Below are 10,690 nucleotides of genomic sequence, written 5' to 3'. Positions count from 1 at the left end.
CAAGGCGATCAGCATTAACAGTAAGCGGCTGATCGACGCTTATTCAAGGAAACCCTGACATGCCTTTTTCCGATTACAAAACCGCGCTGGTCACCGGCGCTTCTTCCGGCATTGGCGAGGCCGTCGTCGAGCGGCTGTGTGCCGAAGGTCTGCAGGTCCATGCGCTGGCGCGCAGTGCAGACAAGCTGGCGGCACTGGCGCAGCGCACCGGTTGTATCGCGCACGCTATCGACGTGACGGATCTGGCTGGCCTGACGGCCCTGTTTCAGGCCCATCATTTCGATGTCGTGGTCAACAATGCCGGCGTCGACCGGCCCGGCTCGCTGCTCAAGGCGGACGCTGAAGGGATCGATCTGCTGGTCGATGTGAACCTGCGCGCGGTATTGCAGATTGCCAGGCTCTCGTTGCCGGGGATGGTCGAGCGTGATTGCGGGCACATCATCAACATCAGCTCGATCGCTGCCGCGTACAACTTCGGTGGCAACTCGACGTACCACGCGACCAAGGCGGCGGTGAGCATGCTGTCCCGGCAGTTGCGCATCGATGCCTTCGGCAAGCGCGTGCGGGTTACCGAAATCTGTCCGGGGCGCGTGGCGACGGATATCTTCGCCCACGTGCATGGCGACTCCGAGGAAGTGCGCAAGCGTTTCATCGAGGGCTATGAGCTGCCTGTGGCCAAGGACATTGCCGATGCGATCGCCTATGTGATTGCCGCGCCCATCGCAGTCAACATCGGCCACATGGAGATCACCCCGACGCTGCAGGTACCCGGCGGGCTGTCGACGGCGCGCCCGCAGGACTATGAAGGCTGAGGCTGCGTCTTCGAGGGCTGTACCCATCACGAGAGCGGCACCAGCCGCCATGCCATACCCGCGCCAGCCCCACTGGCGCCTTGCTTCTGCCCTGGCTGAATGTCTATGGGAACAACCATGACGAGTAAATTCGATCTTTCAGCGATCCTGCAGGGCGAGTACGCCGAGCTGATCGTCAAGGGCATAGAAACGACCCTGCAACTGGCCTTGGTTGCCTGGTGTCTGGCCATGGCGGTGGCCCTGCTGCTGGTGTCGATTCGCCTGACTGGCAACAGGTACGCCGAACGCCTGGTGGCGGCCTACGTGTCCTACCACCGCAATGTGCCAACACTGGTGCAACTGATGCTCTGGTATTTCGGTATTCCGACGTTGCTGTCCGAAAGCACGCAGATCTGGCTGGCCAACTACAGCACCGAATATCTGTTCTCGGTCATCGCCCTGGGGCTTTGCCAGGCGGCGTACTTCAGTGAAGACATCCGCAGCGGGTTGCGCGCGATTCCGGCCGGGCAAGTCGAGGCGTCGCGTGCCCTGGGCCTGGGCTATGTGCGTTCGATGCGCTACGTCATCCTGCCGCAAGGGGTTCGCAACTGTTTGCCGTCGTTGATCAATCACACGGTCCTGCTGTTCAAGAACACCAGTCTGGTCATGGCCATCGGCGTGGTGGAGCTGACTTATGCCACCCGCGAGGTCGAGAACTATACCTTCCGCACCTTCGAAGCGTATCTGGTGGCAACCGTGGTCTACCTGGCCATTTCACTGATGCTGATGGGCCTGGGCGCGTTGCTGGCCCGGCAGTTCAGCAAAGCCATGGCGAGGTAGGCGGCGATGTTCGATGTCTTCACGATTGTTCGCGATAACTGGACCTTGCTGCTGGTCGGTCAATACCCCCATGGCCCGATGGGCGGCCTGATCTCGACACTGATGCTGGCGGCGCTGGCACTCTTGCTGGCCTTTCCCCTGGGGCTGCTGTTGTCGCTGGCGCGGGTTTCACCGTGGCGCTGGCTGCGCTACCCGGCGACGGTCTGGGTCTATGTGATGCGCGGAATTCCGCTGCTGATGGTGATTTTCTGGACCTACTTTCTGGTTCCGTTGCTGATCGGCCATAACATCACCGGCTTCACCACCATGCTCTGCACGCTGGTGGTCTATCAGAGCGCCTATCTGTGCGAAATCATCCGCGGCGCTATCCAGGCGCTGCCCACCGGTCAGTACGAAGCCTCACGCGCACTGGGCATGGGCTACCTGCGCACCACGATCTGGGTAATCCTGCCGCAGGCGCTGTACAACGCCTTGCCGAGCCTGATCAGCCAGTTCATTTCGATCATCAAGGAAACGTCGCTGGGCTACGTGATCAACGTCCAGGAAGTGACCTTTGCCGCCAATCAGATCAATAACCAGCTGCTGACCAAGCCGTTTCAGGTGTTCTTCATCCTGGCGATCACTTACTACGTGCTGTGCTACGGCCTGACCCGTCTCGCCGGGGTGGTGGAGCAGCGGATTGCCCGCAAACGTGAAGGCGATGTATCGCCTGTGCCCGTTGCCCGGTCTTTGACTACCGATAACTGAGGGTTGCCCAATGCATCCGATGATCATGTTTTCCAGGATCAATAAATGGTATGGCGAGTACCAGGCCCTGACCGATATCACCGCTGAGGTGCAGCGCGGCGAAGTGGTGGTGCTGTGCGGGCCTTCAGGCTCGGGCAAGTCGACGCTGATTCGCACCGTCAATCGTCTTGAGGACGTGCAGCAAGGCCAGATCCTGTTTGATGGCCGTGACGTGAACGGCACCGACGCCAACGTCAACCGGCTGCGCAGCCGCGTGGGTTTCGTGTTCCAGAGTTTCAATCTGTTTCCGCACCTGTCGGTGCTCGACAACATCATTCTGACCCCGACCAAGGTCCGTGGCCTGAAGAGCAGCGAAGCGCGCGCCCGCGCCATGGAGTTGCTGGATCGGGTAGGGCTGGCACACAAGGCCGGTGCCTATCCGGCGCAGTTGTCCGGTGGCCAGCAGCAGCGTGTAGCGATTGCCCGTGCGCTGGCCATGGAGCCGCCCGTCATGCTGTTTGACGAGCCCACCAGCGCACTCGACCCGGAAATGGTCGGCGAGGTGCTCAGTGTCATGAAAGGCCTGGCCAAAGAGGGCATGACCATGATGTGCGTCACCCACGAGATGAATTTTGCCCGGGAAGTGGCCGACACCATCTGGTTCATGGACGCGGGGCAGATCCTCGAAAAATCCAGCCCTGAGGTGTTCTTTCAGCAACCGAGCCATCCGCGTGCCCAGCGCTTCATTGCCGACCTGCGCAGCCACTGAGCGCAGGCACTGATTTCAGCGAATCACTCAATTCATTTCCAGGAGTCTCACCATGCGTATCAAGTCTGTACTGGCTGCACTGGCGTTGTCGCCGTTGGCTGTTTCAGCGGTCCATGCCGATCAGCTCAGCGATGTGATGAGCAAGAAAAGCCTGAGCTGTGGGGTGTACGCCGACGTTCCGCCGTTCTCGGCACCGGACCCTCAAACCCGCGAACTGGTGGGCATGGACGTCGATCTGTGCAAAGCCCTGGCCAAACACATGGGCGTGGAGCTGGAACTCAAGCCGCTGTCGGTCGAAGCACGTATCCCGGAAGTCAAAATGGGCCGCGTGGATGTGATTTTCGCCAACCTGGCTTACACCAAGAGCCGTGCCGAGCAGATCCAGTTCAGCGACCCTTACTACATCGCCAAGGAAACACTGGTAGTTCGTGCGGCGAATGCCGATCAACCGAAATCGTTCTTCAAGGGCAAACGCATCAGTTCGACCAAAGGCTCTACGTCCGAGCAGTCGATCCGCCTGGCTGACGCAACGCCAGTGACCTTCCAGGACACCGGCTCTGCCTACATGGCACTGCAACAGAACAAGGTGGTGGGCCTGGTGACCAACACCATGACTGCGATCAAGCTGGTCGGGCAGGCCAAGGCTGGCGGCGTGGAATTGGCAATCGCCAAGGAACCGATGGCGCTTGAGCCCATTGGTGCCGGCATGCGCCATTTTCTGGCGAAGGTCAACGAATCACTGCGCGAAATGGAAGCCGCAGGCGAGATCGACGCAATCTGGGCGCACTGGATCGGCCCGAACACCGAATACAAGATGGTTCGCGAAGACAAGGTGCAAAGCCTCAGCGAATTGAAGTTCGACCCGTTGCCTTGATCAATGGCATGAAGCCGACCAAAAGTATGCGTCCGGCCAAGTCATCTACCCAGCCCCGCGAGGCCAGGACATGGTGTGCACTTAAATTTAGGTGAACACCAGTTCTAGCCTTTTAAGCGGGTATTTCATGCAGCCACAACGCCGTTCCTACTCCAGGTCCTTCAAGGCCCAAGTCATTCAAGAGTGTGCCCAGCCCGGCGCTTCTATTGCCAGCATTGCGCTCAGCCATAGCCTCAACGCAAACCTCTTCCATAAATGGATTCGGGTACAAGCGCAGAAAAACACGGCGCCGCAACCTGCGTTTAACGGCGCCGAATACGGCAAGAAAAAGCCGTACCGGTGATGGACATGGTGCATGCTTGGATGATCGCCCAGCGCGATCTCGTGCTCGAAGGTTCGGCCATCAGTAGAGCACTCGATTACAGCCTGAAACGCTGGGCAGCGCTGTCGCGCTACCTCGACGACGGAGCCGTACCCATTGACAACAATTGGGCCGAGAATCAAATCCGTCTATGGGCTCTTGGACGTAAGAACTGGCTCTTTGCATGGTCGCTACGCAGCGGAAAAAGGGCGGCGGCGATCATGAGTTTGATCCAATCTGCGCGGCTCAAACCACGTAACCCCTGATGATTTGGGACTTGCAAGGATGGCGCAATTAACGGAGTAGTCATAACGATGATTTTGGTTGTTGAAGGAATCAGCGCCAGCGGGAAAACGACTTGGTGCGCTAAGCATGGAGGGCAACATGTCATTCCTGAAAACGGCCGTTTTGAAAACGAACCGGATCGGATAAAAGATCCAGTCGGAGCAGCAACTTTTTGGGCAGAGCGGAACGTGGATCGCTGGCAAAAAGCGTTGGCCATCGAAGACATTTCTTCGTGGGCTTTGTGTGACAGTGACCCTCTCAAGCTCCACTACATCTGGAGCCTTTGGCAGATCGGCGAGACGAGCGAACACAACTGGCGAATAGAGTTGGACGCCACAAGAGAAACAATCGCACAAGGACGTATTGGCTTTGCTGACTGTTACATTGTTGGCCGCATAGATCCTCAGCTCGCGCGAGAGCGAGCCAAAGCAGACACCACCCGCCGACGGAGTAGATTCGAGCTACACGTGCGTCTCCAACAAGCTCTGCTGACCTGGTACTCAGCTTTGGATGAAGTGCTTCCCGGCAGAGTGCGATTCGGGTTTCCTTCAGAAATGCCAACTTTGAAAAGCCTTGATGGAAGATATGCGGTGGTGGCCTTTGATCAAATGATCGCATCGCTCCCACTGCCTGCTCACACCTCTTAGCGAGACGGAGTTTATATAGCAGTTGGAAGCAGATCGATGTGAGGACGAAGTAAAGATGTGTTCGCCATCCGCTTACGATCAAAAGGTCGGCTTCATGCAAGACCACACGATGGATTCCCGCCGCAACGGCACCATCGCGCCTTGATCAGATCTTGATATTTCCTTGATGGTTTGTTGATAGCCGAGGTTCAGAGTTCGACCGACAGTATCAATCGTCGGCATGACCCCTTGTGGGTGTCTCAGAGGACAAAATGTCTGATCGCTCAGGTTCGGTTTCTGCATCGGCAGTCGGCGCTTCACTCTCCCGAAACAGACGTTTCGGCGTATCCCCGGTTTGGCTGGTTCCGCTGCTTGCTGCCGTTAATCGATGTGACCAAACGCAGAATCTCGTCCCGATGAGCGCGGACGTGCTTGATGCTCAGCGTGCCGCCGATCATTGGCTTCAGTCCCGGGTAGTGCTGGACACTTTACGGTACATACAGCTTGGTTTCGCCTAGGCCGCGGATGCTCGGAGTAAAGCGAAAGTCCAGCAGGTGCATCAAGGCGAAGACATGGTCAGTGAAGCTCGCCATGTCGGTTTAGTGCTTCTCGATCCGTAGATCTGACTCGTGATACAGCAAGCCATCAATCACGTAGGTCGAGTCATGCACACCGACCTTCACCACACGAGTGCTGAGTGGTGCGTATTAGTCGGAGATGTGGGTATAGAACAGCCGTCCCGGTTCGTTGCCTCACTTAGTGTTAATGTGCCTGTGCTCTGGCCCCGACCTTCTGCACGGAAGCGCCGGCCATCGGAGGATGAGGTGCTACCGTCTCCCCAGTTTGCGGCAAAGGCACAGTTGAACTGACTGTTACCCGCTGCAGGGCCGGTGAAACAATGCCTGACGCAGCGGGTGAACTCGCAGGAGAATAGGCTGCACCTATTCGACCTCCCGCAAGAAATTACCATTGATGTCAAAGTCCGCTACCCGGGTATTTTTAACAGTACCTCCAAAGGCGTTTTTACCTCTAAACGTGCAGTAGACCCGGATAAATTTTCCTTTATCTACGTAGCGGGTATCCACGTGGTCATAGCTGTCGGGATCATTCATAGCCTGTTTGATCAGCCTCTCAAATGTTCGGTGCGAACCATCCCATTGGCTGAACTGGCTTTCGATCTGTTTGGTGCGTGAAGAACGTGCCGCTGCGGCCTGTTGGTCCGCGTCGATTTTCGCCTGACGTGACGCTTCAGCTTTCTTGAAGCGTTCAAGATTTTGCTGGTAGGCCTTATTGGCGGGTTCAAGCTGAAGAAGTGAGGTGTAAAGTGAAATCGCTTTGGTGTAATCGGCGGCGTCCAAAGTTTTGAGATCTTTAAGCAGCCCCGCAATAGTGTCCTTACGCTCTTGCTCACGCTTAGCCAGAGCTATCTCATCAACGAGCGTCGCCAGCTTCTGCTGCAGTGCCAGGTACTCTGGATCCGTGATAACCGAGGCATATCTGGCGTTGATGGTGGTAGCTTTATTAACGTCTCTCGAGTTCAGCGCAGTAGCAATTTCTTGCAATATCGAAGATTTGTTGGTTACGTAGAACTGCCGGGTGCTCTCGATCTTTGCTTGAGCAGCTGCTGCGCTGGCTTCACGTTCAAGTTGATCCGTACGATCCTGTTCTGCTTTGGCTGCAGCGACGCGCTGATCCTCTGTATGCGAGGTGTGAATGTTCAGCACATACGTAGACGCAGCCAGCCCTATCAGGACGATCAGTACCCGTAAGTGGAGCGGATCCCCGACTTTGAGGGCGACCAGCAAGCGGTCGTAGGCTGGGGGGCTGATCAAAATGGCAAGACATATCAGCATCAAACCGGAGATCCAGCTTGCCGCAAAAACGTTCACTCCTAACGCAGTTACTACGGCTGTAACAATCCACCACCGTGGGCTTATTCCGTGCGGGAGCCCGCTGAACATAATAGATAACACCACTTACTCCTTATTATTCTGCGTAGCAATACCGCAGTTAAGCTCGTAGCCTTTCCCTGTTCCCCATGAGGTTCTATCTAGGTAAACGCTATAGCCGTGAAAAGGCTGCCTGAAAGGCTTGCCCTGAGCAATTTTCTGTTCAAGACCGGAAGCCGGATTCCCCGTGACGTTGGTAATCATCTGCGTGCAGAGGCTCGCCAAAAGCTTGGCGTCTTGGGCTCCATGTGAGGACGCATTGACGTTAAGCATCAATTTTACACGGGTGACTTCTCTTGCATTCCCTCTGCCATACAGAGCAATGTTGTTAGGCAGTGCCTGGTTTCCCAGTTCCTTGTAAGGTGTAGCGCAAGAGAAAATGCCATCGTAAAGCTCAACATAGCCGCTTTTGTTTGGCTGAAAACCGTCGATATCGGCAAGCGCGCTGCAGGCCGATAGAGGAGAAAAGGCTTCTCCGCTGGCTGCATTAGAAGGTGAGGTCCCTCCCATAAGTCCGACTGCTAATACAGCAACCGCCAAGCGGGTCAATACCTCTTTCTGCGGCTTGAATTTTGGAGTTCCGGATAAAAATGCAAACGGGTCCTCGGGCTCCTCAATCGAGGCGATAGCTTCGGTGAGGTTATAGGTAGCAGGCATGCTCTGATGCGCGACCAATGTGAGCACTAAGTTGACAGTCAACGTAGAGAAATCCTTGCTGGCACTCGGTGAAGCCTTCAAAGACCCTCTGATTCTGGGGCTCAGCTCAGAAACGACTCGATGCGAGATGAAAGTATGAAGCGCCTCTTGCCAAGCTTCGTCATTTTTAACCCCAAAGCCTTTGTCGATAACGAGGCTTGAGCTTTTTGATTTCAACTCGGGGAAATGCGCTTGCACTGCAGTGAACGTGGCACGTGCAAACTCGGCATACGCAGCATGACGAACATGCCTGTGATAGAGCCCTCGGTAAAACAGAAAGGAAAACCCAGCCCACGTAATACAGATGGCTACCATTAAAGCATTCATCAAACTTCCTCAATCCTTAGAAAAGCCTGACGGCTTATTGGCGGCAAGATGCCGTTATTCTACAAAAATCAATCAGGAGAGCCCGCAGAATTCGTAGAAAATCGTACGGTAAGCACTACTGACGGAAGACAGACTCCCGTGCCGCCTGGGCGGCGGGAATGCCGAGATAAGGCAAAAATTAGGACATTTTCTCTTTAAATCCATGCTTTAAAAATATTAAATCAACGCTAATTTGCGGGTCATGCGATGCTTGACTAGCCATGTATGTTGAAGCTTTGCCTTGCTTGAAGATGTGTTCAATGGCCTCGGTAGAAAGAATACCCTACCCGATATTGCCCTGTCAGTTGCCAACCAAAGAGCTTCATCGAAGCTACTCTCTGCCTGTGAAGCTATCCGGAGCGCCGCTAGTGGGCAAACATAACTCACATTGCACATGAAGCACTTGGTTAAGGTATGAAAAACCGCTCAAGATAGCGGTTTTTTGTCATTCTGTATTGTCGGGGCGGTGATTTACCCGGATCGCCTGGGGATGGCCAATGAAAAAATCGTAAAGACATTGGGCGTTACCGACGATGCACGTACGGCGCAGTTGATAGCCGACTTCGTCAAGCGGGGCCTGCGTGCACAGCCTCGCAGCGAGAGTCTGTTGACCGGACAACTGTATATTTCCTTGGGTTTTATCGCCAACGCTACGCCGGTACCGTTCGATGTCAGTGCGCAGCCGCTGATAATTCCGACCGTGCCGGGGGAGCTTGAAAAGATGCAGGAGCAGGTACAGCAGATCATCGACAAGGTCGGCAAAGTGCCGGTGCAGGAGATCGCCGGCAACCTGAATGGCAGCCTTGGCGAGGCGCAGAAGACTTTCAGGCTTTTCGACGCACAAGTGATCCCTGAACTGCACGGCGTTCTGCTGCAATCCCGAAGCACGATGGACATTGCCGGTGCAGCGCTTGCCGAGGACTCGCCTGTGCGTCAACAGATCGACCGGACAATGGATGAGGTTCAGCGCATGGCCCGTTCGGTACGGGTCCTCACCGATTACCTGAGCCGCAACCCCGAAGCCTTGATCCGTGGCCGCACCCGGCAGGATCCACCGGGCCTCTACCAGAGGCCCGCGCCTGTTCAGCAGACCGATTAAGCCGAGCCGGGCGGCTTCAATACCTCGGTTTGACCGCCTTCCAGTCCGGCTTGTACTTCTGCATCTGCTTCACATCATCGCGCTGCCGGATGCCACAACTGTGATACTGATCGTTGAGTTTGCCGAGCTGGTCGTAGTCCAGTTCCAGCCCCAGGCCAGGGGCGCGGGTGATGCTGACACAGCCATCGACAATCGGCAGTTTGCCGCCCTTGATGACTTCCTCGTCCGGTTCTTGCCACGGGTAGTGCGTGTCACAGGCGTAGTCCAGATTGGGCACCGACGCTGCGACGTGGGCCATGGCCATGAGGCTGATGCCCAGATGCGAGTTGGAGTGCATCGACACGCCCAGGCCAAAGGTGTCGCACATCTTCGCCAGCGCCTGAGTGTCGCGCAGGCCGCCCCAGTAATGGTGGTCGGCGAGCACGATCTGCACGCTGTCGAGGGCCACGCTGCGGCGGAACTCGTCGAAATCGGTCACCACCATGTTGGTCGCCAGCGGCAGGCCGGTGCGTTTGTGCAATTCGGACATGCCGTCGAGGCCCGGCGTCGGGTCTTCGTAATATTGCAGATCATCGCCCAACAGTTCGGCCATGCGAATCGAGGTCTCCAGCGACCAGTTGCCGTTGGGATCAATGCGCAGTGGATAACCGGGGAAGGCTTTTTTCAGCGCCTTGATGCACGACACCTCGTGTTCCGGCTGCAGCGCACCGGCCTTGAGCTTGATGCTTTTGAAGCCATAGGCTTCGATCATGCGCCGAGCCTGGGCGACAATCTGCTCTTCGCTGAGCGCTTCACCCCAGCTGTCGGGCGCGTAAGGGGCATCGGCATGCTGCGCGTATTTGAAGAACAGGTAAGCGCTGAAGGGTATCTGGTCACGAATGGCGCCGCCGAGCAGGTCCACCAGTGGCAGGTTCATGGAACGCGCCTGCAGGTCCAGAAACGCCACCTCGAACGCAGAATAAGCATTGCTGACTGCCTTGCTGGCGTGTGAGCCCGGCGCCAGTTCGGCACCGGCCAGGCTGGCAGGCTTATGCGCTGCCACGGTCGCCTGGACGATGCTGCGCAGCTGATTGAGGTTGAACGGGTCGAGCCCGATCAGTTGGTTCTGCACCTGTTGCTGAATCGCCAGTGCCGGGGCATCACCATAGCTTTCACCGAGGCCGATGTAGCCGTTGTCGCTTTCCACCTCGATGATCGAGCGCAGGGCAAAGGGTTCGTGAATACCACTGGCGTTGAGCAGCGGCGGGTCGCGAAAGGCGATAGGGGTCACGGTTACACGGATGATTTTCAAAGGGCGGTCTCCCGAAG

At 56.5% G+C, this 10,690-nt stretch carries 10 protein-coding genes and 3 pseudogenes; 9 read left to right on the top strand and 4 right to left on the bottom strand.

Annotated features, from left to right (window positions below; all coding sequences use genetic code 11):
* Positions 1 to 59 precede the first annotated feature (59 nt).
* The 8 genes and pseudogenes from V476_RS24830 to V476_RS24795 all read left to right on the top strand — a co-directional run bounded on the left by V476_RS24830 (position 60) and on the right by V476_RS24795 (position 5,293).
* On the top strand, positions 60 to 812 hold the full coding sequence (locus V476_RS24830) for an SDR family oxidoreductase (protein WP_003370854.1): 753 nt from the start codon (positions 60 to 62) through the stop codon (positions 810 to 812).
* A 117-nt stretch (positions 813 to 929) separates the two neighbouring features.
* Positions 930 to 1,631 (top strand): amino acid ABC transporter permease, encoded by a 702-nt coding sequence (locus tag V476_RS24825; protein WP_024960954.1) that lies wholly within the window; start codon positions 930 to 932, stop codon positions 1,629 to 1,631.
* Between the two features lie 6 nt (positions 1,632 to 1,637).
* On the top strand, positions 1,638 to 2,378 hold the full coding sequence (locus V476_RS24820) for an amino acid ABC transporter permease (RefSeq protein ID WP_024960953.1): 741 nt from the start codon (positions 1,638 to 1,640) through the stop codon (positions 2,376 to 2,378).
* 19 nt (positions 2,379 to 2,397) lie between these two features.
* The gene (locus V476_RS24815; RefSeq protein WP_024960952.1) at positions 2,398 to 3,126 is read left to right on the top strand and encodes an amino acid ABC transporter ATP-binding protein; all 729 of its coding nucleotides are present in this window, start codon (positions 2,398 to 2,400) and stop codon (positions 3,124 to 3,126) included.
* A 52-nt stretch (positions 3,127 to 3,178) separates the two neighbouring features.
* Positions 3,179 to 4,000 (top strand): ABC transporter substrate-binding protein, encoded by an 822-nt coding sequence (locus V476_RS24810; protein ID WP_024960951.1) that lies wholly within the window; start codon positions 3,179 to 3,181, stop codon positions 3,998 to 4,000.
* A gap of 127 nt (positions 4,001 to 4,127) precedes the next feature.
* Positions 4,128 to 4,343 carry a transposase gene (locus V476_RS24805; RefSeq protein ID WP_010404756.1) on the top strand — a complete coding sequence of 72 codons (216 nt, stop codon included), beginning with the start codon at positions 4,128 to 4,130 and terminating at the stop codon, positions 4,341 to 4,343.
* Positions 4,307 to 4,624 (top strand): annotated as a pseudogene (locus tag V476_RS24800) (IS66 family transposase); the annotation flags it as partial. The gene V476_RS24805 and the pseudogene V476_RS24800, both read left to right, overlap by 37 nt.
* 51 nt (positions 4,625 to 4,675) lie before the next feature.
* On the top strand, positions 4,676 to 5,293 hold the full coding sequence (locus tag V476_RS24795; protein WP_010404748.1) for a hypothetical protein: 618 nt from the start codon (positions 4,676 to 4,678) through the stop codon (positions 5,291 to 5,293).
* 362 nt (positions 5,294 to 5,655) lie between these two features.
* On the opposite strand, the pseudogene V476_RS27765 reads toward V476_RS24795, so the two are convergent.
* The 3 genes and pseudogenes from V476_RS27765 to V476_RS24785 all read right to left on the bottom strand — a co-directional run.
* Positions 5,656 to 6,146 (bottom strand): annotated as a pseudogene (locus tag V476_RS27765) (Tn3 family transposase); the annotation flags it as partial.
* Between the two features lie 67 nt (positions 6,147 to 6,213).
* Entirely contained in the window at positions 6,214 to 7,245 is a 1,032-nt protein-coding gene (locus tag V476_RS24790; RefSeq protein ID WP_024960950.1) for a hypothetical protein, read from the bottom strand.
* Positions 7,246 to 7,248: 3 nt separating this feature from the next.
* Complete coding sequence (locus V476_RS24785; protein ID WP_024683474.1) at positions 7,249 to 8,244, bottom strand: hypothetical protein; 996 nt, start codon at positions 8,242 to 8,244, stop codon at positions 7,249 to 7,251.
* 493 nt (positions 8,245 to 8,737) lie between these two features.
* Between V476_RS24785 and V476_RS24780 the strand changes: the two are divergent.
* Positions 8,738 to 9,382 (top strand): annotated as a pseudogene (locus V476_RS24780) (MlaD/PqiB family protein); the annotation flags it as partial.
* A gap of 16 nt (positions 9,383 to 9,398) precedes the next feature.
* Here V476_RS24780 and V476_RS24775 read toward each other — a convergent pair.
* Positions 9,399 to 10,673 (bottom strand): glucarate dehydratase family protein, encoded by a 1,275-nt coding sequence (locus tag V476_RS24775; RefSeq protein WP_024960948.1) that lies wholly within the window; start codon positions 10,671 to 10,673, stop codon positions 9,399 to 9,401.
* Positions 10,674 to 10,690: the final 17 nt, after the last annotated feature.

This window comes from Pseudomonas syringae KCTC 12500 (assembly GCF_000507185.2).
GTDB lineage: Bacteria > Pseudomonadota > Gammaproteobacteria > Pseudomonadales > Pseudomonadaceae > Aquipseudomonas > Aquipseudomonas syringae.
This window is presented reverse-complemented; position numbering and strand designations above follow the sequence as displayed.

Coding starts and splice junctions, on each gene's coding strand:
- V476_RS24815 (WP_024960952.1), top strand. CDS start 2,398: ATGATCATGTTTTCCAGGATCAATAAATGGTATGGCGAGTACCAGGCC.
- V476_RS24785 (WP_024683474.1), bottom strand. CDS start 8,244: ATGAATGCTTTAATGGTAGCCATCTGTATTACGTGGGCTGGGTTTTCC.
- V476_RS24830 (WP_003370854.1), top strand. CDS start 60: ATGCCTTTTTCCGATTACAAAACCGCGCTGGTCACCGGCGCTTCTTCC.
- V476_RS24810 (WP_024960951.1), top strand. CDS start 3,179: ATGCGTATCAAGTCTGTACTGGCTGCACTGGCGTTGTCGCCGTTGGCT.
- V476_RS24795 (WP_010404748.1), top strand. CDS start 4,676: ATGATTTTGGTTGTTGAAGGAATCAGCGCCAGCGGGAAAACGACTTGG.
- V476_RS24825 (WP_024960954.1), top strand. CDS start 930: ATGACGAGTAAATTCGATCTTTCAGCGATCCTGCAGGGCGAGTACGCC.
- V476_RS24805 (WP_010404756.1), top strand. CDS start 4,128: ATGCAGCCACAACGCCGTTCCTACTCCAGGTCCTTCAAGGCCCAAGTC.
- V476_RS24820 (WP_024960953.1), top strand. CDS start 1,638: ATGTTCGATGTCTTCACGATTGTTCGCGATAACTGGACCTTGCTGCTG.